Annotated in this window: 15 protein-coding genes; 8 read left to right on the top strand and 7 right to left on the bottom strand. The window is 72.8% G+C overall.

Going from position 1 to position 24,272, the window contains the following annotated elements; all coding sequences use genetic code 11:
* Positions 1–94: 94 nt before the first annotated feature.
* Entirely contained in the window at positions 95–1,075 is a 981-nt protein-coding gene (locus tag LIP_RS03960) for an AraC family transcriptional regulator (protein ID WP_068134639.1), read from the bottom strand.
* 308 nt (positions 1,076–1,383) lie between these two features.
* Here LIP_RS03960 and LIP_RS03955 point away from each other — a divergent pair, with 308 nt between their 5' ends.
* Positions 1,384–2,547 carry a hypothetical protein gene (locus tag LIP_RS03955; protein WP_068134636.1) on the top strand — a complete coding sequence of 388 codons (1,164 nt, stop codon included), beginning with the start codon at positions 1,384–1,386 and terminating at the stop codon, positions 2,545–2,547.
* A 132-nt stretch (positions 2,548–2,679) separates the two neighbouring features.
* Here the strand turns inward: LIP_RS03955 and LIP_RS03950 are convergent, their stop codons facing one another.
* Positions 2,680–4,224: an alkaline phosphatase D family protein gene (locus LIP_RS03950; RefSeq protein WP_068134633.1), complete on the bottom strand. Its 1,545-nt coding sequence runs from the start codon at positions 4,222–4,224 to the stop codon at positions 2,680–2,682.
* A 357-nt stretch (positions 4,225–4,581) separates the two neighbouring features.
* Here LIP_RS03950 and LIP_RS03945 point away from each other — a divergent pair, with 357 nt between their 5' ends.
* Positions 4,582–5,439, top strand: a complete 858-nt coding sequence (locus tag LIP_RS03945) for a universal stress protein (RefSeq protein ID WP_068134630.1) — start codon at positions 4,582–4,584, stop codon at positions 5,437–5,439.
* Between the two features lie 26 nt (positions 5,440–5,465).
* Here LIP_RS03945 and LIP_RS03940 read toward each other — a convergent pair whose 3' ends face one another.
* Entirely contained in the window at positions 5,466–6,452 is a 987-nt protein-coding gene (locus LIP_RS03940) for a glycoside hydrolase family 130 protein (RefSeq protein ID WP_068141484.1), read from the bottom strand.
* A gap of 282 nt (positions 6,453–6,734) precedes the next feature.
* Here LIP_RS03940 and acs point away from each other — a divergent pair, with 282 nt between their 5' ends.
* Positions 6,735–8,780 carry an acetate--CoA ligase gene (gene acs / locus LIP_RS03935; protein WP_068134629.1) on the top strand — a complete coding sequence of 682 codons (2,046 nt, stop codon included), beginning with the start codon at positions 6,735–6,737 and terminating at the stop codon, positions 8,778–8,780.
* Between the two features lie 93 nt (positions 8,781–8,873).
* Here acs and LIP_RS03930 read toward each other — a convergent pair whose 3' ends face one another.
* Positions 8,874–9,842 (bottom strand): aldo/keto reductase, encoded by a 969-nt coding sequence (locus LIP_RS03930; RefSeq protein WP_068134625.1) that lies wholly within the window; start codon positions 9,840–9,842, stop codon positions 8,874–8,876.
* Between the two features lie 129 nt (positions 9,843–9,971).
* Here LIP_RS03930 and LIP_RS03925 point away from each other — a divergent pair, with 129 nt between their 5' ends.
* Genes LIP_RS03925 through LIP_RS03915 form a run of 3 tightly spaced genes read left to right on the top strand, consistent with a single transcriptional unit; the run spans position 9,972 to position 15,715 of the window.
* Positions 9,972–11,888: a M3 family oligoendopeptidase gene (locus LIP_RS03925; RefSeq protein WP_082725824.1), complete on the top strand. Its 1,917-nt coding sequence runs from the start codon at positions 9,972–9,974 to the stop codon at positions 11,886–11,888.
* A 16-nt stretch (positions 11,889–11,904) separates the two neighbouring features.
* Positions 11,905–13,890 carry a molybdopterin-containing oxidoreductase family protein gene (locus LIP_RS03920; protein ID WP_068134620.1) on the top strand — a complete coding sequence of 662 codons (1,986 nt, stop codon included), beginning with the start codon at positions 11,905–11,907 and terminating at the stop codon, positions 13,888–13,890.
* A gap of 40 nt (positions 13,891–13,930) precedes the next feature.
* Entirely contained in the window at positions 13,931–15,715 is a 1,785-nt protein-coding gene (locus LIP_RS03915; protein ID WP_082725823.1) for an ABC-ATPase domain-containing protein, read from the top strand.
* A gap of 174 nt (positions 15,716–15,889) precedes the next feature.
* Here the strand turns inward: LIP_RS03915 and LIP_RS19955 are convergent, their stop codons facing one another.
* Genes LIP_RS19955 through LIP_RS03900 form a run of 3 tightly spaced genes read right to left on the bottom strand, consistent with a single transcriptional unit; the run spans position 15,890 to position 22,969 of the window.
* On the bottom strand, positions 15,890–19,402 hold the full coding sequence (locus tag LIP_RS19955) for a UvrD-helicase domain-containing protein (protein ID WP_068134617.1): 3,513 nt from the start codon (positions 19,400–19,402) through the stop codon (positions 15,890–15,892).
* Positions 19,395–22,535 carry a PD-(D/E)XK nuclease family protein gene (locus LIP_RS03905; RefSeq protein ID WP_068134613.1) on the bottom strand — a complete coding sequence of 1,047 codons (3,141 nt, stop codon included), beginning with the start codon at positions 22,533–22,535 and terminating at the stop codon, positions 19,395–19,397. The genes LIP_RS19955 and LIP_RS03905 overlap by 8 nt, the downstream gene beginning before the upstream one ends.
* Positions 22,526–22,969, bottom strand: coding sequence for a gamma-glutamylcyclotransferase family protein (locus LIP_RS03900; protein WP_068134609.1), 444 nt, complete (start codon positions 22,967–22,969; stop codon positions 22,526–22,528). Before LIP_RS03900 ends, LIP_RS03905 begins: the two co-directional genes overlap by 10 nt.
* Positions 22,970–23,145: 176 nt before the next feature.
* On the opposite strand from LIP_RS03900, the gene LIP_RS03895 reads away from it, so the two are divergent.
* Both LIP_RS03895 and LIP_RS03890 read left to right on the top strand, forming a co-directional pair.
* On the top strand, positions 23,146–23,535 hold the full coding sequence (locus tag LIP_RS03895) for a hypothetical protein (protein WP_068134608.1): 390 nt from the start codon (positions 23,146–23,148) through the stop codon (positions 23,533–23,535).
* Positions 23,532–24,233, top strand: a complete 702-nt coding sequence (locus LIP_RS03890) for a BON domain-containing protein (RefSeq protein WP_068134605.1) — start codon at positions 23,532–23,534, stop codon at positions 24,231–24,233. Before LIP_RS03895 ends, LIP_RS03890 begins: the two co-directional genes overlap by 4 nt.
* The last annotated feature ends 39 nt before the right edge of the window (positions 24,234–24,272 follow it).

Genomic DNA, 24,272 nt, shown 5'->3' with positions numbered 1-24,272 from the left:
TCCAGGCTGAGGCGCTTGCATGGCACTGAGGGTATCAAGCCGTGGGGGAAATCGCTTGGACGGGGCGCGACTCTTCCCTGGACCAAACGCGACGTTACCCGGTCTCGAGGACGGCCGCCCGCGCGGAGGCCCGCGCCTGCGAGGGCGTCATGCCGTAAAGGCGCCGGAACGCCCGGTTGAAGTACGAGAGGTCGTTGAAGCCCGAATCGAAGGCGATGTCGCTGATGGTCCACCCCGCGAAGCGCGGGTCGGCCAGCCTGTGGTAGGCGTGCTTCAGTCGCTCGCTTCGCAGGAAGTCGGTGAAGGTCGTTCCCTCGGCGTGGAAGAGGGCCCGAGCGTACTGGGGCGAGATCCTGTGCCGAGCCGCTACCTCTTCGAGCGCCAGGTCGCCCCGGGTGAGGTTGGCGGCCACATCGGCCTTGAGGGCGCGAAGTCGGGCGGCACGCACGCCGTCCATTCTGGCATGCTCCGCGGCCTCGCGGGTCGCTCCCAGTACCATCGCGACCAGGTCGCGCACATGTGCGGCGACCACGGCGGCGAACTCGGAATGGAGCGGCTCGTGCTGCCGGGCCAGCACCCGCACGTAGCTGTTCAGGAGCCTCAGTTGGGGCGAGGTGGCCGGCGCGAGCTTCTGCTGGGCGAAGGCATCGTTCGATCTGGCCACCAACGGCCTGAGGAGTGAGCGCGGGATCCCCAGGTCCAGGAAGGCGGTGGGACGATGGAAGATCCTCTCGGCCGGGAGGTCGTTGGGTCCCAGGTAGGCGTCTCCCGCCTCGCAGAGGATCTCCTCACCTCCCGCCAGACGAACGGTCACGCTGCCTCGGGTCACGATGCACAAGACCAGGTCGTCATTGGCGTCGGCGATATGGGAGCGCAGGCGCCTCACCTCGCACGGCATGCACCGGGTCCGCGCCATGGTGACCCCCGGCAGCCGTCGCAGGGACGAGTCCACCCACAGGGGCGTCTCTCCGCGGCGGTCCACACGGACGCCCGCAATGGCGGCGTAGAACTCCTGGATGGCCCGAGCACGGTGTCTTGCCGGGATGGTCCTGGATGAGAACCGCAGAGAATCCATGAACCTCCTCCCCCCAGCCTTTCTGTCGCCAGCCCCGCTGCGGAGGCCCTCCGTCCGGAGAACAGGTCCGACTACTCTTTCGGTTCATTTTACCACGGCCCCCTTACCGTGAGCTTACGAAGGCGGCCCAGGGAGGCTGTGAGCGCGATCACCCAGCCTGGCCCACCGAGCCGGAAGCCCCTTTTCCCCCAAGATCCCGCTGCCGGCGAAGGGCTCTGAAGAGGTACCGCCCCGCCCGGGAGGAACGTGCGACCATCGCCCCGGGGGAGAGCGAGCGTCCCTCGCTCGGAAAGGGGTGGAACCTTCACATGCGCTTTCGCGCAAGGCTCTCTCTCCGCACGCGCATCGCCGTCCTGGCCGTGTCGGTCGCCTTGCTCGCCGGCCAGGCGGGCGTCGCGGCCCAGGCACCTCCCCCGCCGCCAGGAGCACGGGCGTACGGCATGGGCGGGGCATTCGTGGCCGTGGCGGAGGGTCCGGCCGCCCTCCACTGGAATCCCGCGACCCTTGGGGGAACCGGCCTCGGCCTCGCCTTCGGAGGCGAGGACATCCAGCAGATCGCCGAGCTCTACGCTCTGGGACAAGCCCTCCGCGACTGGGATCCCGCCGACGAGAGCGCCCTCGACCGCTTTGCCGGCCGGCCGCTGCACGCGCCGCTCTCGGGGCTCGCGGCCATCGGTCGCGGTGGCCTGGGGATCGGCATCGGCATGGAGGCCACGGCCGACGCGAACATCACCAGCCGCACGGCGAACCTGGGCGGGGAAGAGCGGACCGTCTACGAGGGCTCTGCCGCCTACCGCCTGCTCGTGCCGATCCGGGCGGGCTACGGGCTGGAGCTGGTGGACGTCCCCAGCGTCGCACGGCTCCGGGCGGGCGCCTCGATCGCCTACTACACCGGGGCGGCGGGCACCTACTGGGGCGAGTACGACTACAACCCGCCGGCGGTCACCTACAAGCGGACGGTCCGGGAGCTCCGGGCCAGCGGCTACGGCGTGGACGTGGGCCTGCACGCCCGCATCAGCCCCTGGGTCGCAGTGGGCGCGGCCGCCTACGACGCCGTGGGGCAGGTCACCTGGTCGGGCACGCAGACCGAGTACCAGGCCGACGAGAGCGGCACCGAGCACCCCGGGCAGGCCAAGTCGATCAAGGAGCCCGATGCCCGCCACGACCAACCGTCGTACCGGGCCGGCGTGGCCGTGACGCCGCCGCTCCTGGGCCTCACGGTGGCCGCCGACGTGGACAGCGACAGCCTGCTCCACGTGGGCGCCGAGTGGAAGCCCCTGGGGCTCGTCGCGGTCCGGGCCGGGTACATTCAGCCCCTGGACGCGGGCTCGGCCCCCAATCTGGAGATCGCGGACCTCCGTGCGGGCGTCGGAGTCGCCCTGCCCGCCGTCGCGCTGGACGCGGCCGTGGGCGTGGAAAGCGACACCTGGCGGGTGAAGGACGTGATGCTGGAGGCGACGCTGGGGTTCTGACCGCACCGAAGGCTGTCGACGTCGGGCCAGGGTCTGCAGAGGCGGGTCCGGGCGTCCTTTGATGCCCGAGGGCGTGCCGGCCGAACCGGCACGCCCCCGACCTGCGCTGGGACTCGGTTGGTCGGGCTCCTGTCAGCGGGGTGCCAGCTCCACCCGGGAGCCCGGCCGCGGTCGCCCGTCCTCGCCGCGCACGTCGGCCACCAGGTGGAACGTGCCGTCCGCAGCCCGATCGATGCGGACGTAGGAGAAGTTGAAGAGCTGGCCTTCCGAGTAGAGCACCGTGGGGTTGAGGGTGGGGTCGAACTCGGGTACCTCCCCCCGCACCGCGTTGAGCGGCCCACTCACCAGCTCGTGGAAGACCAGGGCCTCGCCGTCGCCGTCCGCGTCCACCTCGTAGCGGAGGGTGGCCGCGAAGTGGACGTCGGTGGTCACGAAGACGACGTTCTGCACGTCCTGCTCGTCCAGGAACGTGATGAGGTCCATGAGCTCCCGCTCGAAGCCCGTCTCCGCCGAGAAGTCATCCTGGGTGCCGTTGGCCCACGCGTCCCGCCCGAAGGCGGCCGCGTTGCTCCCGGTGGGAGCGGAGAGCGGCACGTCCGACGAGACCACCTTCCAGGTGGCCTGCGAGTCGGCCAGCCCCTCCTTCAGCCAGGCGAGCTGCTCCGGGCCGAGGAGCGTCTTGGCGTTCTCGGGCGTGTCGGGCAGGTCGTTCCGGCTCCGGTAGGAGCGAGCGTCGACGATGAAGAGGTCCATTTCCTGCCCCCAGCGGAAGGCCCGGTAGATCCGGTCGCGGTCCGAGGGGTCCCGGGCGATGGGCCACCAGTGGAGGAATGCGTCCCGTCCGGCCGTCACCAGGTTGGGGAAGCCCGGGCGGTCCAGGTTCTCGGCGTTCCAGGAAGACCACGGAGCCCCGAAGTCGTTGATCACCTCATGGTCGTCCCACTGCGCGTAGACGGGTGTGGTCTGGAGCAGGCGCTGGAAGTGCTCGTCGGCCCGGTTGTAGCGCCAGTGGTCCAGGTAGACCTCCCGCACCCGGGCGAGGTCGGTCCAGTACACCCGCGCGTCGGCGATGCTGGGGAAGCCACCCGGAACGTTCTCCCACCCGCCGGGCCCATCCGGCCCCTCGGCGGGGCAGTCGCCGTCGGCGTAGATGAAATCGCCGTTCGCGATCAGGAAGTCCGGGTCGAGCCCCCGGATGCTGGTGAAGATCCGGTACCCCAAGCCCTCCCGCCGGCAATGACGCTGCCCGCCCACGTCGCCGCCCACCACGAAGCCCACGGGCCGGCTGGCCGCGGGGGCGGGAGCCGTCTCGAAGCTGCCCAGCACGGGCAACCCTGTCCGGTCCTCATCCTCGAACCACACCTGGTAGTAGTACCGCGTGTCGGGGCGGAGCCCCTGGAGCAGCACGGCAGCCGTGAAGTCCGTTGAGCTGGAGACCGCAGCCGGGGCCGCCCGCCGGGGGTTCAGGAAGAGGGGATGGGTGTCGTAGGCCACGTGCATCGTGCCCGGGCCGCTGGCCCGTGCCCAGACCACGGCGCTGTCGGACGTGACATCTCCGCTGGCCACCCCGTGGGTGACCCGAGGAGCAGCAGCATCGACGGGGGACACCGCAGGGGCCGCCGCCAGCATCGCCAAGACGGCGCCGGCCCGAATCCACCACCGCCAGGAAACGTGCATGAACCGAACCTCCTCTTCCAGGGTTGGACGCGTCTCCTGTATAGAGGGGGCCGGTTACGGCACCTCAATGGCTGTGTGAATGTTGAGTAACCAGGAGTGTGGCGCGGCAGGAGGACCGTCGCGATCCGCCGAAGGGGAACCGCGCACGTACGACCTGCCGGGGGCCCCTATCCTCGATGAGCGCCAGGCTCTCCACGGCGATGTCGAGGTCGAGGGGGTGCCCGCTGGTACCGCTGGGTCGCCCCTGCGGTTCCGCCCACGCAGGACCCGTCGAGGGACATCTGGAAGTTCTTCGTAATTGTGTGAGGTTCGGTCTTCCGTCCTCACATTCGGATGGCCCTCGGGAGGAGGTTCCCCATGACGAGCATCGTGGTCGGCATCGACGGGTCGGATCACGCGCGGGCGGCCCTGGGGTGGGCGGTGGAGCTGGCGCGGGCCGTGCCCGATCCCGTGGTGCACCTGGTGAACGCCGCCTGGGTCACCGCGCAGGCCTTCGAGTGGGACGCCGACGCGTACCGGCGGTACATGGACCAGGCGGGCGCCCGGGGCGGCTCGCTTCTGGAAGAGGCTGCCGCTCCCCTCTCGGGAGCCGGCGTGCGGGTGGAACCGCACGTGCTGGCCGAGCCGCCGGCCGCCGCCCTCCTTCAGGTCGCTGAGGAGACGGGGGCGGAGCTGATCGCCACCGGGCGCCGGGGACTGGGCCGGGCGGCCAGCGCCCTCCTGGGCAGCGTGAGCGCCGACGTGGTCCACCGGGCACACGTGCCGGTGCTGGTGGCCCGAGACGGCGGGCCCCGGACGCTCCGGCGGGTGCTGGTGGGGGTGGACGGCTCGCAGCACAGCGCGCGAGCCCTGGCCTTCGCCGCCCGCTGGGCGCCCCAGGCCCAGATCACGGCGCTCCACGTCCTCCACGTGGCGCCCGAGGCGCGCACCCTCTTCGAGCACGAGGGTCTCTCGCTGGACGTGGCCATGGAGCAGACCGCCGAGGAGACGGTCCGGCGCACGGCGGAGGCGGCTCGTCTGGATCCCGCCCGCGTCATGGCCCGGGCGGCCTCGGGAAGCGCTGCCGACGAGCTCTTCCTCGCCTACCGGGACGGCGGCTACGACCTGGCCGTGGTGGGCAGCCGGGGCCTCGGTACCCTGGGCGAGCTCTTCCTGGGCAGCGTCAGCGAGCGCCTCCTGCGGGTGGCGGCCGGCCCGGTGGTGGTGGTGAAGTAGGCGTCATCGAGACACGGTGCCAAGCGTCAGCGGGGCGCGGTGCAAAGCGCCAGCAGGTCGCCCAGGTCCGCGGTGGCCAGGCAGACCACCGTGTCCGCCGCGCCGTAGTAGATCTTCACCTCGCCCGTATCCTCGAGGATGAGCCCGCTGGGGAAGACCACGTCGTTTCGGAAGCCCTCCCGCTCGCAGGGTGCCTCGGGCACCAGGAAGGGCTCCTTCGACATGCCCACCACCCGCCGCGGGTCCTCCAGGTCGAGGAGCATGACGCCGGCGGTGTACCGCTTCTGCCACCGCTCCTCCCAACCCCGCTTGCCCCGGGCGGGATCGGTGTCCACCGCGTGGAAGAGTGCGAGCCAGCCTCTGGGCGTGCGGACCGGGGGCGTCCCCGGCCCCACCTTCTCGTTGGCGAAGGGTACGTGCTCCACCGCCAGGAGGAGCTCCGAGTCGCCCCAGTGGCGCAGGTCCGGCGAGAAGGAGATCCAGGCGTGCAGGCGCGGGTCCTGGCGGAGGCTTGCGGCCAGGTACATGTCGAAGGGCCGCTCCATGCGCACGTACCGCCCGCCCACCCGCTCGGGGTAGAGCACCGTGTTTCGGTTGTCGGGGAGCGACAGGCTCAGGATCTCAAAGCGGTCGAAGTCGTCGGTGACGGCCACTGCGGCCCGGATGCCGTACGTGGTGTCCATTGCGAAGGTGACGTAACAACGCCCGTCGAGCACCGTCAGGCGAGGGTCGTAGATCCGCCAGACGTCGTCGCCCTGCACCGGGAAGACCGGCCGGGGCTGCACCTGCCAGCGGAGCCCGTCGTCGCTGAAGGCGAACTCCAGGTTGGTCCGGAAGACGTTCACGTCGGGGTGGTAGTCGAAGTCGTTGCGGAAGAGCATCACGTACCGCCCCTGGTAGCGGGCCACCCCGGCGTTGAAGGCGAGGACCGACTGGAAGGGCACGTCCTTCGCGGAGAGTACCGGATTCCCCGGGAAACGCCGTACCACTGGACTGGAGCGCCATTCCATCATCTTTCCCCCCACACGGGACCCCCGTCTCGGGCAGCTTCCCCAACCCGCCACCTCGAGCTTCGCCAGGCTCACCGCCATCCCCTGGCCGCCGGCGGAGGGCTCGGGCGAGCCCCGCCGCCGAAGGGCCTCCGATGCGGGCCGGAACCTTCCGGGTGCCGGCGGTGGAGACACCCTCACGCCGCTTGTCGCGCTCTCGTTCCCGTATTCACGCGCACTTTCATTTGACGTGCAACGTCAGGATTTCTTAAAATGGTAAGAGCTTCTACCATCGGGGGTGGAAAGATGGCGGACCAGAACCATGTCACTCCGTCCGAAGCAGAGATCGCGGTCCACTGGGGTGAGGAGGAGTACTACCACCCCTCCCCGGAGTTCATCGCCCAGGCCAACCTGGCGGATCGGAAGGCCTACGAGCGCTTCAGCCTCGAGCACTTCCCCGAGTGCTTCAAGGAGTACGCGGACCTCCTGGACTGGGACCGGTACTGGGAGACCACGCTCGACACCAGCAACCCGCCCTTCTGGAAGTGGTTCGTGGGCGGGCGGCTCAACGCGGCCCACAACTGCGTGGACCGGCACCTGCCCAGGCACCGGAACAAGACGGCGATCCACTTCGTCCCCGAGCCCGAGGACGAGCCCATCCAGCACGTCACCTACCAGGAGCTCTACCTGCGGGTGAACGAGTTCGCCGCGCTCCTGCGCGACTTCGCCGGCGTCGAGGCGGGCGACCGGGTGACCATCCACATGCCGATGGTGGCCGAGCTCCCCATCGCCATGCTGGCCTGCGCCCGCCTGGGGGCCATCCACTCGGTGGTCTTCGGCGGGTTCAGCGGCAAGGCGGCCGCAGAGCGGATGGTGGACTCCGGCTCCCGCGTGCTGGTCACCATGGACGCCTATTACCGCAACGGCAAGCTCCTGGACCACAAGGAGAAGGCCGACGTTACCGTGGCGGAGGCAGCCAAGGAGGGCCTCACGGTCGACAAGGTGCTGGTATGGCAGCGGCACCCGGGGAGGACCTCGAGCCCCACCCCGCTGGTCGAGGGGCGGGACGTCCTCGTCAACGACCTTCTCAAGGAGTACCGCCACCGAACCGTGGAGCCGGTCTCCATGCCGGCCGAGGACCCGCTCTTCCTCATGTACACCAGCGGCTCCACGGGCAAGCCCAAGGGGGCGCAGCACAGCATCGGCGGCTACCTCTCCTACGTGGCCGGCACCACCAAGTACTACCAGGACCTCCATCCCGAGGACGTCTACTGGTGCATGGCCGACATCGGCTGGATCACCGGCCACTCGTACATCGTCTACGGGCCGCTGGCCCTGGGCGCCTCCACGGTGGTCTACGAGGGTGTGCCCACCTACCCCGACGCCGGCCGCCCCTGGCGCATCGCCGAGGAGTTGGGCGTGAACATCTTCCACACCTCGCCCACCGCCATCCGGGGCCTGCGCAAGGCGGGGCCCGAGGAGCCCGGGAAGTACCACTACCACTTCAAGCACATGACCACCGTGGGCGAGCCCATCGAGCCCGACGTCTGGCGCTGGTACTACCACGTGGTGGGCAAGGGCGAGGCAGTCATCGTCGACACCTGGTGGCAGACCGAAACCGGCGGCTTCCTCTGCTCCACGGCCCCGGCGCTGCACGCCATGAAGCCCGGCAGCGCCGGCCCTGGGGTGTTGGGCGTCTACCCCGTCGTCTTCGACGAGAACGGCAACGAGATCCCGGCCGGGTCCGGCCGGGCCGGCTACCTCTGCATCCGGAACCCGTGGCCCGGCCAGTTCCAGACTATCTGGGGCGATCCGGACCGGTACGTGCGGACCTACTTCGCCCGGTTCAACAAGGACCCCGGCAGCCAGGACTGGCGCGACTGGCCCTACATGGCGGGCGACGGCGCCATGCAGGCTGAGGACGGCTACATCCGCATCCTCGGCCGCATCGACGATGTCATCAACGTGGCCGGACACCGGCTGGGCACCAAGGAGATCGAGAACGCGGCCCTCAGCGTCCCCGAGGTGGCCGAGGCGGCGGTGGTGGCCGCCCGCGACGAGCTGAAGGGCACGGTGCCGGACCTCTACGTGTCGCTGCACCCCGGCTACGAGGCCGGCGACGGGCTGGTGAAGCGCATCAGCGAGGCGGTGGTGAAGGAGATCAGCCCCATCGCCCGGCCCCGGTCGATCCACATCGTCCCCGACATGCCCAAGACCCGCTCGGGCAAGATCATGCGGCGGATCCTGGCGGCCATCTCCAACGGCAGCGACGACGTGGGCGACGTCACCACCCTGGCCAACCCCGAGGTGGTGGAGACCATCCGGGCCATGGCCCAAGGCGCGCGCCGCTAGGCGGACCCGGCGCGGGGCGAGCCTTCCCTGGAACGACCTCTGGGGGTGGGGCGGTGGCCCCACCCCCAGCACGCCGTCTCATTCGAGCCGACCTTACTCGTAGAAGTTCCGGATCCAGCGGTGCGCCCGCAGTCTCTCCACCTGCGCGGGCGGCAGGCCCTTCCCGTCGCCGGCCGCGCTGTTCCGCTCCACGTTCCGTACCGAGCGCATGCCCGGGATCACCGTGGAAACGGAGGGGTGGCTCAGGGTGAAGCGGAGGGCCGCCTCGGGCACCTCTTCCACCGTGATCCCCAGATCCGCGGCGATTCGCTCCACCCGCTGCTGCACCTCGCGCTTCCGGTCTCCCCGGAAGTAGTGGGTGCGGAAGTCCCCGTGCGGGAAGGTGGTCTCGGGGGTGATCTTGCCCGTGAGGCCGCCCTCGTCCAGGGGCACCCGGACGATGACCCCCACGTCGTGCCGCTGGCAGGCTGGGAAGAGCTCGTCCTCGGGGCTTTGGTCGAAGATGTTGTAGATCACCTGGACCGTGTCGACCACGCCCGTCTCGATCAGCTTCAGCGCGTTCCACGGCTGGTGGTCGTTGATGGAGACCCCGAAGAAACGGATCTTGCCCTCCTCCTTCAGCCGCTGCACCGCCTCCAGCCAGTCGCCCCGGCCGACCCACTCGTCGGACCAGACGTGGAGCTGGAGCAGGTCCACCGCCTCCATCCCCAGGTTGCGCAGGCTCTGCTCGGCCGAGGCGCGGACGTGGTCGCCGGGGAAAGCCTCCTCCGCGGGCACGCCCGCCCGGGCCGGCCACTCGCCGTTCTTGGGCGGCACCTTGGTGGCCACGTAGATGGTCTCGGCGTGGTCGCGTACCACCTGGCCCACCAGCTGCTCGCTGTGCCCGTCACCGTAGACCAGCGCCGTGTCGATGAAGTTCACGCCCAGCTCGATGGCCCGGTGGAGCGCCCGCAGGGACTCGTCGTCCTGGGCGCCGATCCACATGCTCTTGCCGATGCCCCACGCCCCGTAGCCGATTTCAGAAACCTGCAGCGCTGTTCTGCCCAGCCTCCGGTGGTTCACGCAAGGACCCCTCCTGTTCACACGCGCTGTCCTCGGGCGCCGTCTTGGCACCCGCCCGGGCGTCGCCCTGACCGTCGCCCCTGCCACGGTTACTCCCCGGGGTTCCCCAACTCCTGCCGCAAGGCAGGTATGACGACCCCGCCGGCGGAATCCTCTTTGGAACACCACCTCAAGGGAGGAGCATGCCCGTTGCCCGCCTACCAGCCCACGTGGGACCTGGACGTCTTCTTTCCCGGAGGCAGCCGTTCTGAGGGTTTCGCCGCCTTCCTCGAGCGCCTGGCCGCGGACCTGGAGGACCTGGCCGGCCCTGTGGAGGCCCTGAGCCGTCCCGGCGGCGGTGGCGCGCAGGCCGGGGACCCCCGCTCAGAGGGAAGGGCCCATGGTTCGGACGCGGCCGCTGCCCGGCCCGCCGGCCGGGACGCGTGGGTTCAGGTGCTGGATGCGCTGCAGGACGCCGCCTCCCGCCTGCGCCAAGCCTTCGCCTTCGTGAGCTGCCTCACCGCACAGGACGTGCATGACGAGCCCGCCCGCCTCCTGCGGGGGCGCCTCACCCAGATGGACGCCACCTACGACCGGCTCCTCATCGCCCTCGACGGGGCGATCCTCGCGCTGCCCGAGGCCGATTGGACCGCGCTCCTGGAGGACGAGCGGCTGCAGCCGGTCCGCTTCACCCTGAGCGAGCGCCGTCGCCTGGCCGCCCAGCAGCTTCCGCCCGAGCAGGAGACCCTCGCGACCGCGCTGGCGGTGGACGGCTACCACGCCTGGGGCTCCCTCTACGACACGGTGGTGGGGCGCATCCGCATCCCCGTCGAGGAAGAGGGGGAGACCAAGGAGCTCTCGGTGGGCCAGGTGGCCAACCGCCTCCAGTCGCCGGACCGGGGGGTGCGCGAGGCGCTCTGGCCCCGCTACCAGGAGGCGTGGAACCAGGAGGCGGACCTTTGCGCCGCGGCCCTCAACCACCTTTCGGGCTTCCGGCTGAACCTGTACGAGCGACGGGGCTGGACGTCGGTGCTGAAGGAACCGCTCGACGCCAACCACATGTCCGAAGCGACCTTGAACGCCATGTGGGAAGCCGTGGAGCGGACCAAGGAGCCGCTCCTCCGCTACCTGAAGAGGAAGGCGGAGCTCCTGGGGGTGGACCGCCTGCAGTGGCACGACCTCTCGGCGCCCGTGGGCCGGGTGGAGCGGCGCTTCACCTACGACGAGGCGGCCGCCTTCGTGATCGAGCACTTCGGCCGCTTCAGCCCCGAGCTGGCCGACTTCGCCCGAAACGCCTTCGAGAGGCGCTGGATCGAGGCCGAGGACCGGCCCGGTAAGCGCCCCGGGGGCTTCTGCACCAGCTTCCCCCTGAGCCGCCAGTCCCGGATCTTCACCACCTTCTCGGGCACGCCCGACAACGTCTCCACCCTGGCCCACGAGCTGGGGCACGCCTACCACCAGCACGTCATGGACGGCCTGCCGCCTTGGGCCCAGCGCTACCCCATGGCCCTGGCCGAGACGGCTTCCACCTTCGCGGAGCGGATCGTCACCAACGCCGCCCTCCGCCAGGCCTCTTCCCCCGACGAGCGGCTCGCCCTCCTGGACCAGAAGCTCCAGGACGCCGCTGCCTTCTTCATGAACATCCACGCCCGCTTCCTCTTCGAGACCCGATTCTACCAGGCCCGGCGGGGCGGCCCCGTGAGCGTGCCCGAGCTGAACCGGATCATGGAGGAAGCCCAGCGGGAGGCCTTTCACGATGCCCTGGGCGGGTACCACCCCACGTTCTGGGCCTCCAAGCTCCACTTCTACCTGACGGGCCAGCCCTTCTACAACTTCCCCTACACCTTCGGGTACCTCTTCAGCACCGGGGTCTACGGGCGGGCCGCCCAGGAGGGCGCCGCCTTCGCGCCCCGCTACGTCGCCCTGCTCCGCGACACGGGCCGCATGACCGTGGAGGAGCTGGCCCACCGCCACCTGGACGTGGACCTCACCCGCCCCGGCTTCTGGGGGGAGTCCGCACGCCTGGCGGTGGCTGACGTGGAGGCGTTCGAGGAGGCTCAGGACTGACACGGAGGTGGCACCCATGCCGGCGACCCGGCTGCACACCGTCTGCCCGCACGACTGCCCGGACACCTGCGCCATGCTGGCCATGGTCCAGGATGGCCGGCTGGTGCGCGTGGCGGGTGATCCGGAGGATCCTTTCACCCGGGGCTTCCTTTGTGCCAAGGTGAACCGCTACCCGGAGCGGGTGCACTCGCCCGAGCGGCTCCTCCAGCCCTTGCGGCGGAAGGGTCCCAAGGGCTCCGGCGCATGGGAGCCCGTCTCGTGGGACGAGGCCCTGGACGAGATCGTCACGCGCTGGCGGGCCATCCAGGCCGAGTGGGGCTCCGAGGCCCTGGTGGGCTACGCTTACAGCGGCCACATGGGCCAGGTGAGCCGGGGCCTGCCCCGGGCGCTCTTCCACGCCCTGGGCGCCTCCCAGGTCCAGCTCAGCACCGTCTGCGACACCGCGGCCGAGGCGGGCTGGGCGGCAGCCTACGGCGACGTGTCGCCCCTGGATCCGGAGGATGCGGCCCGCTCGGACCTGGTCGTCGCCTGGGGCGCGGACGTGGCCACCACCAACGTGCACCTGCTGCCCTTCATCGACGACGCCCGCCGCCAGGGGGCGCGCCTGGTGGCCATCGCGCCCATCCCCAACCGCACGGCCCGCCGGGCCGACTGGTTCCTCCCCGTCCGGGTGGGCACCGACGCCGCCCTGGCCCTGGGCGTCGCCCACGTCCTCTTCAGGGACGGCCTCGCCGACCTCGACTACCTCCGGCGCGACGCGACGGGCTGGGAGGCCTGGGCCGAGCAGGTGGCCGCCCGGTACACGCCCGAGTGGGCCGCGGCGGAGACCGGCCTCACCGCCGGCCAGGTGGAGCGCCTGGCCCGGGAGCTGGCCGCAGCCCGGGCGCCCTTCATCCGAATCGGACCCGCCCTCGCCCGGCACCGGACCGGCGGGCGGGCCGTCCTGGCCGTGGCCCTCCTGGCCGCGCTCCTGGGAGCCTGGGAGAGGCCCGGCGCGGGCGCCTTCCTGGAGACCGCCCACGCGTTCGGTCTGGACTACGACGCCCTCCGGCGGCCAGACCTGCTGCCCCGGCCCACCCGGGTGATCAACCATGCGCGCCTGGGGGCGGCCCTCACCGAGCTCCAGGATCCTCCGGTGATGGCGCTGTTGGTCATGGCCAACAACCCGGCGGTCACCTGCCCCGACGCGGGCCGGGTGCGCCAGGGCCTCCTGCGGGAGGACATCTTCGCCGTGGTGCACGACACTTTCATGACCGACACGGCCGCCCTGGCGGACCTGGTGCTGCCTGCCACCACCGCCATGGAGACCGAGGACTTCTTCCGGAGCTACGGCCACCTCTACCTGCGCCACGCCCGGCCCGTCCTGTCGCCCCAGGGCGAGGCCCGCTCCAACGCGTGGGTGATCCAGGAGCTCGCGGCGCGCCTGGGGCTCACCGACCCGGTCTTCACCCGGAGCGTCCCGGACCACCTCCGGGCGGTGGCGGGGGAGGAGACGGCGGAGGCACTGCTCCGGGGCAGGCGGGTGAAGGCCTCGCCCACCGGCGGGCCCGGACGCTGGGGCACGCCGTCGGGCCGGGTCGATTTCACCCGGGCACCCGAGTACGTGCCCGACCTGCCGCCCGGTCAGGTCCCTCCGTACCCGCTCCGCCTCCTCTCCACGCCGGACACCTTCCAGTCGCACACGGGTTTCGAAGGGGTGGAGACCCTCCGGCGCCGGGCCGGAGCGTCGCGGGTGGTGGTGAACCCGCAGGAGGCCGCAGGCCGGGGGCTGAAGCCCGGGGACGAGGTGGAGCTCTACAACGACCGGGGGCACGCGGGTCTCCACCTGGAGGTGAGCGACGACGTCCCCCCCGGCCTGGCGGTGGTGGCCGGCCAGCGATCGGCTCGCTTCTTCCTTTCGGGCGGCCCGCTGAACGTGCTCACCTCGAGCGAGCTGACCGACATGGGCGAGGGCGCCACGTACCAGAGCACGTGGGTGGAGGTCCGTCGGAAGGTGTGGTAAGGTAGGGGTCGCGGAACGACGGACCAGGAGGATCCCTCACGTGGAACCGACGCGCATCCTTCCCACCCAGGCCGACCTCCGGCGGGAGCTGGCCCGCATCGACGGGCGGGGCTACCCGGCCTACAAGGAGATCACCGGCCGCTACGCCTTCGACGGCTTCACCCTGGCCATCGACCACGTTCAGGGGGACCCCTTCGCCGCGCCCTCGCGCCTGCGCATCCTGCGGGCGCCCGCGGCCATGGGCCTCCCCGAGTGGGCACATGCGACACCTGCCCGCCGCGTCGCCACCGCCGACTGGCTGGCCCGCCGCTTCGCCGCGGCCCTGGACGCCGGCGCCCGGGGCGGCCGCCGGGGCAGCGGCAAGAGCGGCCTCATCGCCATCGACCGCCCGGGCCAGGAGATCCTCGCCCGCAGCGCGGCGGTGGTCTCGCCTCGGATGGTGGAGCTCCGCTTCGTCGCCGGGCTGCCCGCAGGCGGCCGGCGCATCCTGGGGCGTGAGGCCATCGACCTCCTCTGTGAGCAGATCCCGGCGCTGGTGGAGCACGCGCTCACCCTGGAGCGCCCGGAGCTCGTGGGGCGGGGTCCCCGCGAGGGAAACCTGTGGAGCCTGGAAGCTCAGATTCACGCGGTGGAAGACCAGCAGGCCCTCCGGGCGGCTCTGGCCGAGCGGAGCCTGGTCGCCTTCGTGGCCGACGGGGCCATCCTCCCCCGGGAGAGCGGCGTGAGCGACCGGCCCCTCCGGGGACCGCACGTGCTCGCCTTCGAGGCGCCGGACTCGCTGGCGGTCACCCTGGAGACGCCCCACAGCGGGCCGGTGCGGGGCCTGGGGATCCCCCGGGGCGTCACCCTCATCGTAGGCGGCGGCTACCACGGCAAGTCCACCCTGCTGCGGGCGCTCAGCCGGGGGGTCTACGACCACGTGCCGGGCGACGGGCGCGAGCGGGTGGTGACCGACGCCACCGCCGTCAAGATCCGGGCCGAGGACGGCCGGCGGATCGAGCAGGTGGACATCAGCCCCTTCATCCGCGGCCTGCCCTTCGACGCCGACACCCGCCGGTTCTGCACCGACGAGGCCTCGGGCAGCACCTCCCAGGCCGCCAACATCGTCGAGGCGCTCGAGCTGGGGGCGCGCCTGCTCCTCATCGACGAGGACACCAGCGCGACCAACTTCATGATTCGCGACCGGCGGATGCAGGCGCTGGTGAGCAAGGATCGGGAGCCCATCACCCCCTTCGTGGACCGGGTGCGCGCCCTCTTCCAGGAGCTGGGGGTCTCATCGGTCATCGTCGTGGGCGGCGCCGGCGACTACCTGGACGTGGCCGACACGGTGATCCACATGGACCGCTACCGGGCGCTGGATGCCACCGAGCGGGCTCGGGAGGTGGCCCGGACCTTCCCCACCGGCCGGCTCCAGGAGGAGAGCCAGGGCTTCCCCCGGCCCGAGCCCCGCATCCCCCTGGCCCAGGGCCTGGATCCCCGCGCCCAGAGGGGCAGGGTGAAGGTCCGGGCCCGCGAGACCGACGAGATCCGCTTCGGCTGGGAGTCCATCGACCTCCAGGCGGTGGAGCAGATCGTGGACCCGTCCCAGACCCGGGCCATCGGCGCGCTCCTCTCCCGCCTGGGGGGCCGGTACCTGGACGGGCGCACGCCGCTCCGGGAGGGCCTGGAGCAAGCCTTTCGGGAACTGGAAGAGAAGGGACTGGACGTGCTCTCGCCCTTCGGTTCGCCCGTGGGGGACCTGGCCATGCCCCGGCTGCTGGAGGTGGGGGCAGCCGTGAACCGGCTACGCTCGCTGCGGGTGCGGGGGACCGATGGGCCGCGCTGAACCCTCACGCCAGGGAAGAGCCCGTCACCATCCCTCTGGAGATCGGGCAAGCATGAAGAGCACGTCGGGCCGAACCACGGTGGTCTCCGAAAGGACCACGTCGACGGGGGCCATCAGCACGAGTCCCAGGCCTTGCCTCCCGGCAACCCCACTCCCAGAAACCCGCGCCGGGCTTCACGGTACCGCCACCGCCCGGCCGTACCGCACCAGGTAGAGCCACCGCTCCCTCACCGGCTGGCCCGTGGCCCGCCTCCACGCCTCGGCGTACGCCCGCACCTGAGGGCCGTAGCGGGCGGCCAGCGCGGCGAGCCCTTCCTCGCCCGCCCGGGGTGCCCGGTCGGTCTTGTAGTCCACCAGCACCCACGCCTCGTCCTCGCGGAAGAGGAGGTCCGCCTGCCCCTGCACCACCACGGGCGTGGCCTCCCCGATCCCTTCCGTCACCCGGAGCCCCGCCTGGGGCTCCAGGCGGGCCAGCTCGCCTGCGGTCAGGGCCAGCGCTAGCGGAACCTCCACCTCCACCTGGTCTGCCGCGAGCAGCCGGCACCAGAGGGAGGAGCGGAGGAAGGCCTCCATCCAGCGGGCCAGGAGCTCTTCGGGTTCGACGCCTTCCTGCGGTTCGAGCCCCGCCTCCCGGGCCGTGTGGCGAGCCAGGCCCCGAAGCTCGCCCGGCTCCATGGGTTCGAGGGGGGCGGCCTCCCGGCCAGAGCCGCGCCCGCCGCCTCCGCCCCTCACCCGCCGGCACGCCGCCACCACCACGAGCTCCAGGAGCCGGTGTGCTGCCTCTCCCCAAGCGAGGCCCCTCGGCTCCGGCCCCGCCCCCTCCGTGTCCATCGGGCCTGCCTCCACCTCGGCAGCAGCGGCAGCCTCGGCCTCGACCTCTCGGATCCCGGTGCCGTCGGGCGGCGAGCCTGCCGCCAGCGCGGCCAGCTCGCCCGCCGCCACATGGAGGGAGCTGGGCCGCCGGGCCCAGGCCAGCGCCTCTTCCGTCCGCCGGAGCGCGGCCTCGACGATTTCGGGCGCCACCTCCACCTGCTCGGGCGAGGGCGCCGCGCCCGCAGGGGCCGCACCCTCCGGCACCTGGAGCTCGGGGACGCCATCCAGGGCGCCGCCCTCCTCCAGGGGGTGCCAGGGGCTGAGCTCGGGCTTGCCCAGGTACCGGCTCACCACCAGCAGCTGGCGGGCCCGGGTGGCGGCCACGTACAGGAGGCGGGTCTCCTCGGCCTGCTGGTAGCGGGCCTCCTCGGCGGCGGCCTCGTCCCACCTCGGGGGGATCGCCAGCACCCGGGGCGTGCCCCACCCGTTCCCGGACCCCGGGGAGGGGGCCCGCACCACGAAGCGGCCCCTGGCCCCGCCCCATTCCCGCCGGATGTGGAAAGAGGGCTCGTGCTCCGTGGCCCCCACCGGGTGGGCCAGGACCACCACCGGCGCCTCCAGCCCCTTGGCCCGGTGGAGGTTCATCACCCGCACCGCCTGGGGGCGTCCCGGAAAGAGGCTTCCCGCCTCTAGCTCCTGCGTCTCCACCACATGCCGCAGGGCCTCCACCATGCCGGGGAAGGAGAGGCCTGAGCCGACCGCCCGTGCCACCTCCGCCAGCTTCACCAGGTTGCCCGCCCGGGCGGCGCCGGCGGGTGCGACCGCGGTCCAGGGGAGCAGCCCCGTCGCATCCAGGATCTGCTCCAGGGCCGCCTGGGTGGGCAGGCTCTCGGTCCAGGCATGCCATGCTCGGAGCGTGCCGAGGGCGGTCTTGCCCGGGTCCGGAAGCCCGTCCACCTGGGCCTCGAGCCAGCGCGTCCAGCCCTGGTCCAGGGCCCGCCCCAACCGGTAGAGCGCGCCGTCGTTCAGGCCGAAGAGCGGCCCCCGCAAGACGGCCAGGAGCTTCACGGGGTCGGAGGGGTCGGCGAGCAGGCCCAGCAGGTCCAGGAAGGCCGCCACCTCCCAGGCTCCGGCGTACCCCTTGGCGCCCGTCACTTCCGCAGGGATGCCGCGGGCCTCCAGAGCTTCCGCGTAGGCCAGGAGGTACGCCCGGTCCCGGTGGAGCACCAGGAAGTCCCCCGGCCGGGCCCGCCCGTCCACCCCCCGGGCCCGCTCCTCGGGGCTTCGCTCGAGCTCCAGGCCGCCGCCGCACGCCCAGGCGATCCAGGACGCGACCCGTGCCGCGTCCTCTCGGGCCACGTCCGCCCGCGTGTGGTGCGGCACCGGCGGCACCGGGACCGCCGCCAGGGCAGGGGTCCCGGGGGAGGCAGCCCGCACGGGGGTCAGGGGCACGTATGCCGCCTGGTACCGATCGGCCTGGTCGGGGAAGGGTCCCGCGAAGACCCGGTTCACCCACGCGATGAGCGGCTCCACCGACCGGAAGTTGGCCGTCAGGTGGAGAACCTCCCCGCCGCCCCTGAGGAGCCGTTGCTTCACCTGGTGGTAGACCTCGATGTCCGCCCGGCGGAAGCGGTAGATGGACTGCTTGGGGTCGCCCACCACGAAGAGCGAGCCCGGCCTGGGGGTCAGGTGGTGCCAGTCCGTCTCGTGGAGCGGCTCCCCCGTCAGGAGGAAGAGGACCTCGGCCTGGATCGGGTCCGTGTCCTGGAACTCGTCCACCAGCACGTGGGTGTACCGCCCGGCCAGGCTCCGCCGCACGTCGGCATCGTCCCGCAAGAGCCGGGCCGCCCGCAGGAGCAGGTCCTGGAAGTTGGCCACGCCGGCCTGCTCGCGCATGCGGGCGGCCAGCTCCACCGCCGGGCGGACGAAAGCCACCGCCGGCCCGTGCACGTGCCCCCGCCAGGCCCTGAGGGTGGGGAGCGCCGTGCCGTCCCGGAAGGATTCGAACGCGGCCAGCGCCTCGCGGGCGGTGTCGGGGTCCGCCCAGCGGTTGAGGGTGGGTCTGGGATGGACGTCGAACGTCTCCAGCAGCCGGATCAACGCGACGTCGTCCCCGGGCGGCAGGTGGCCGGCCTCCTGGCTGATGCGCCGGATCCGCTTCTGCAGAGCGTCCCAGCCTTTGGCGGGCTCGGAGCGGGGCAGCCGGGCCCGCGCCCGGCTCACGTACGCGAGCAGCTCCTGCCGCACGAGCCCCACGTCCGGGCGGGGCGCGTCGGCCACCACGGGCTCCACGTCAGGGTAGCCGTGGAGGGTGAGGAAGAGCCCGAAGAGCTCCCGGGGCTCCACCCCCAGGTCGCGCAGCGCCTCCAGGCGCTCGGGCGCGTCCCGGCGCACCCGCTCCAGGTACGCCTCCCAGGCGGCCCGGGCCCAGCGCCCGTCCTCCTCCTCGTCGATCTCCTGGAAGGCCGGGTCCAGGCCCGCCTCCACGGGCCGCTCCCGCAACAGGCGGGCGCAGAAGGCGTGGATGGTGCCCAGGAACGCCCGGTCCAGGGTGGCCACCCCGGCCTGCAGGCGGGCGCGGCGGCCGGGGTCCGGCTCGGAGGAGGCCGCCTGCTCCAGCCGGATCTGGAAGCGCTCGCGCAGCTCGGCCGCGGCCTTGCGGGTGAAGGTGATGGCCGCCAGCCCCTCGGTTTGCGCCCGGCCCGAGGCGATGAGGCTCACCATGCGGGAGACCAGGCTGTGGGTCTTGCCCGATCCGGCCCCGGCCTCCACCAGGAAGCAGGTATCCAGGTCCTCCACGATCCGCGTGCGGGCGGCCTGGTCCGGAAGGATCGGCGCAACCCCGGCGGCTCCCGTCACCGTCCCGTCACTCATACCGCCGCACCTCCTCCCAGAGGGCCAGGCGCGCCTCGCCCGCCTCGGCCTTGGCGCGGACGCGCCGCACCGCCTCGGGCCCGTCGCACGCGGACCGGTAGTCGCAGAAAGGGCACTGCCGGTCCGCGTCGGGCGCGGGGGCGAAGGTGCCCGCCGCGGCCACGTCCAGCAGCCGCCGGAGCAGCGCCCGTGCCGCTTCCCGGCGCGCCGGGTCCTGGGGCCTGTCCAACCGCTGGCCGCGCCCGCGGCGGGAGGTCATGAGGTAGCCCGAGCGGCGCACCTGGGGGTCCGGGTCGATGCCGGCACGGCGGAGAATCGCCTCGGCCGCCCAGGCGTAGAGCACGGGCTGGAGCTGGCGGCCCCCGTCCAGGTGGGTGCGCTCGCTCTCGTAGCGGGTGGCCGCGCCCGTCTTGTAGTCCCACACCGCGTAGCCGTCCGGAAGCCGGTCGATGCGGTCGATGCGGCCCAGCAGGCGGAGCACCTCGGGCCGGGCGGGGTCGCCGGCCAGGTCGAGCTCCACCGGGGGCTCGCCCTCCATGCCGAAGGCCCGCTCGAGCAGCACGGGCACGCCCCCGTCCTCCCGCCCCGCCTCGAGGCTCACGAAGAAGAGGGCCTCGTCCACGAGCTCGCGCCGCTCCCGCTCGAAGACGCCCTCGCTCGGCGGCGGCACCCGCAGGCGCATCTCGCCGGCCGCATCCCGGGCTAGCTCCCCCATGCGGGCCCGGTCAGCGGCGTCGATGGGGGCCCCGGCCCGGCCCGAGCCGATCCGCTCCTCCAGGAAGGCCCGGTAGATCTGATGGAGGAGGCCCCCCCGGCTCAGGGGGTCGAGCCAGCGGTCCGGATCGAGCTGGGGTCGCTCCGGCGGTGCGACCTCCAGCACATAGCGGAAGAAGTACCTGAGGGGGCACCCGGCCAGGGTCTCGAGCCGGCCTGCCGAGACCGGCTGCCCCGTTCGCCGCGGGTCCAGGTCGGCTTCCGGCTCGATCTGGCCGTCATGGGGGGTGAGCCGGTCCGATGCCCGCGCCGCAGCCGCCTCCTGGCCGGCGGCCAGCAGCGGGAAGGCCCGGGCGAGACCCTCCCCCGGATGGGCCAGACGGCGGCTCTCCGGAGGCCCTACCGCTATGGCCGCGAGCCACGCCTCGGAGCGGTCCAGCGCCGGCGGCGCGCCCGCGGGAACCACCCCATCCGGAGGGCCCAGCGCCTCCCGCAGGGCCGAGTAGTCCGCATCGGCCCGTCCGCTGGAGCGGCGGAAGAGCTCGAGCAGCGCCGCGGAAGGGGCCACCTCCTGGGCGTTGAGCGGGTCCCACGAGCTGTAGCTGCACGTGAGCGAGCCTTCCAGGCGGTCCAGCAAGTCCTGCAGGCTCTTCCGGTGCGCGCTCATCCGCTCGCCGGCGAGGGGCAGGCCGCCCGGCAGGCGCGAGCGGTCGCCCTCCAGGAGCAGCGGGTCCTGCCCGCCCCTGCCGGGGAAGCGCCCCTCGTCGAGCCCCACCAGGAAGACGTGGGGGCGGCCCGAGTAGCCGCCCTGCTCCAGGCCGGCCAGGTGGAGCGTCCCGGGCCTCGGCTCCCCCTGCCCCACCCTCAGGGCTGCGATCCAGGCACGCAGCCGGCCGGCCACCCGTTCCAAGGTCTCGGTACCGAGCTCTGCCCCGGCTGTATCCTCGCCGGCCACGGCCGCCTCCGCCTCGCTCACGCCACCGGCGGGCCCCACTCCCGCCGCCCGGGCTGCGATCCGCTCCAGCCCCTCCAGAGCCTGCAGGAGCGCGGCCCGTCCTCCCCGGTCCAGCGGGGAGCGCTCCACCGTGAACCGGGTCACCACCCGGTGGAGGGCGCGGGCCACGCCGCCCATCCCCACGCCCCGCCCGGGGGCCGCGTCGGGGGTGAGGGCCAGGAGCTCCTCCAGGAAGGCGGCCAGGTCCCGATCCGGCTCACCGGATGCCCCGGAGGCCCCGTGCCCGCCCCGGGCCGGTCTCCGCAAGCGGTGCCCGTCCACCCAGGCCCGATAGCGCTCTCGTCCCCAGCCGATGGGGCTTTCCAGGAGCCGGTCGGCCAGGGAGCGCGCCCGGTCGCCCGCACGACGCCCGGCGGAGGCAGTACCCGAGGGCTGGGTGAAGCCGGTCGCTGCGGGCCCCGGCGCCAGGTCGCCCGAGGCCAGCGCCCGGGCCAGCACGCCTGCCGGATACCCGCCAATGATCCAGTCCAGGTAGGCCAGGGCTCCCCGGCCGGGGGACGTGTGCTCGATGCCGAGCCCGCCGGCGAAGGTGACGGGGATCCCCATGGGTACGGCCAGGGCGTGCAGGACCTCGGCGTAGGCGGCGCCGTCGGTGGCCACCACCTCCACCTGGTCCAGGGGCACGCCCCCGGCCAGCACCCGCCGGAGCACCGAGCGAAGCTCCGCCTCGGGTCCGGTCGCATGGAAGAAGCCGATGGTGCGCGGGCCTCCCCGACCCGGAGCGAAGCGGGCCACCCGCCCGCGGCCGGCCCGGCGGACGAGCTCGCGCTCCAGGCCCAGGAGCTCCAGGCCTGCCGGGACCAGGCAGAGAGGGCCGTCTTCCCCGTGGGCGCCCTCGCCGGCGTCGCTCGGAGCCTGGTCGACGGCCAGGCGCAGGACGCCCGGCTCGTCCACCAGGGAGAGCTGGGCCAGGCGGTCCTCGTAGGCGGCCAGGAGTCGGGCCAGGGCCTCGCCCTTGGCCGGCGGCGAGAAGGCGGACGGGTCCAGGGAGGCGGCCGAAAGGCCGTGGAGGCGAAGCTCCATCAGGCTCCGGTGCACGGCCCGCACCAGACCGTCGGTGGGCGAGGCAGGCGCCTCCGGGGCCAGGTTCGGGGGTTGACCCGCGCGGCGGAGGAACCAGCCGCCCCCGCACCCCGAGCGGACCAGCTCGTCCACCAGGTAGAGGCTCTGGCCCCGGGTCGCCCGCTCGAGCCCCCGGCGGGCCAGCTCCGGCGCGGCCAGCTCCAGGGCCAGATCCCCCGGCGTGCGCACCCGCACGTTGGCCCAGGAGACCCCCTGCCGCGCCAGACGTTCGAGCATCTGATCGCCTGCAGGGCGGCTCCGGACCAGGAGCACGTACCGCCTGCCCGGCTCCTGGCGCAGGATCTCCTCCAGATGGGGCCACGAGCGGGGCGTCAACTCCACGCGCCGCTTGCCTCCCTCCGGACGAACGCAGTCCAGTCGCCCCCGGGGACGAGGATCCCTCGCTCCAGGGCCTCCTGCGGCCGTGCATGGAGGTACACCAGGGCCACGGGCCGCGTTCCGCCGCCGGCCTCCACGGCCCGCTCCGCCCGCTCGTACAGGTTGCGCGGGTCGCCCGGTCCCAGGTAGTCCTCCAGCGCGTCCAGCCCGGCGACGATCGATCGGGCGTGGGCGGCGTCGTCTGGGAGCCGGTAAAGCTCGCCGTGCACCAGGTCCTCCGCTTCACCCGTGCCCAGGGCCGCAGGGTAGCCCTCCGGCAGGTGGACCAGGACGGCGCCTCGCAGCACCGCCCTCCCGGCGAAGGTCGTGCGGCCCGCCAGGTACCGGCCGTGGTTCTTGAAGCCCCGTCTCAGCGTCCCGTAGACGAAAAGCAGCACCCGCGCGCCTCCCCGTGCGCCCACGCTCGACCGCTCGATGCCGAACCGCCCTGATTATACCATGGCCTCTTGCCACGGGAAGGAAGCACTGGCCCACCTTCCCTCGCCTGCCGCGCATCCGGCGGGCATAGGCCGCACCCGCCCGGACCAACCCTAAGAGAAAGGAGGAAAAGGTCGTGCCCGTGCGCCCGCGTCCCTGGAGCCGACGCTCCCTCGCCTCGAGCCCCTCCCCTTGGGACCTGGAGGCGGCCACCTTCGACGAGCCCGACCGCCTCGGGTTTCCCGAGGAGGAGGCAGGCTCGTGGCCCAACCGGGAGGACGTGCCGGAGCAGGGCGAACCCACGGCGCCTTCTCCCGTCCAGCCCGACGCCCCCGGCGGCTCAGAGGCGGCCGGCTCACTGGAGTACGAGGACCTGGAGGCGGACGCCGCCGGCAGGGCTCCCGCCCGGTCGGACTGGACCGCGGGGCAGGCGGTGCGCGCCCTCCGCGGCGCGGGCCGGCGCCGCCGCAACCCCGTCCGCTCGGACGCTACAGCAGTGCGCCCAGAGGAGGAGAGCCCCTCGTGAGCCCCAAGCCCCCCGAGCGACACCGGCCGGAAACCCAGTGGGACACCCACCGGCCCAAGGGCCACCCGCAGCCGCGGGAGAAAGACTCCCAGAAGGTCCAGATGGCCACGAGCCCTCGCGACCTGGCCGGGGACCGGCGCACCGGGTCCATGATGGGCCGCGCCCCCGACACCGGCCTGAGCCGCGAGGTCACGCGGGCCCTCCAGCAGGACGAGGGCCTGGCGCCCTACGGCCTCCGGGCCGACGTGGTGGACGGTGTGGCCCGGGTGCAGGGACTGGTGGAGAGCCTGGCCGAGCAACGCCACATGGAGGAAGTGGTCCGGTCCGTTCCGGGCGTGAAGGGGTACGAGGGGGCGGTGAGCATCAGCACCGACGGCACCGTCGACGACGCCGACGTGGAGATGGAGGTGGCCGAGGAGCTGGGCAAGCTCCCCTTCGGCGACGACGTCACCCCCCAGGTGTCCCGGGGCACGGTCACCCTCTTCGGCACCGTCCCGGACCGGGAGGCCGCCCGGCAGGCGGAAGCGGCCGCGGCCCGGGCCCGGGGCGTAACCGGGGTGACCTCCCGCCTGCGGGCCGACGCGGAGGTGCTCACCCCCGAAGAGACCTTTCACGGCCAGGTGCGGAACGACGCCGACAGCCGGAACGAGCCCCGCCCCGAGCCCACCCGCCCCCGGCCCGGGGCCAACCCCTCCTGATCCGCACGCACCCGCCGTTCTCCCCGGGCAAGGCTCACG

Source organism: Limnochorda pilosa (assembly GCF_001544015.1).
In the GTDB taxonomy this organism is placed as follows: Bacteria; Bacillota; Limnochordia; order Limnochordales; family Limnochordaceae; genus Limnochorda; species Limnochorda pilosa.
Note: the sequence above shows the minus strand (reverse complement) of the source record. Positions and strands in the feature narration are given on the sequence as shown.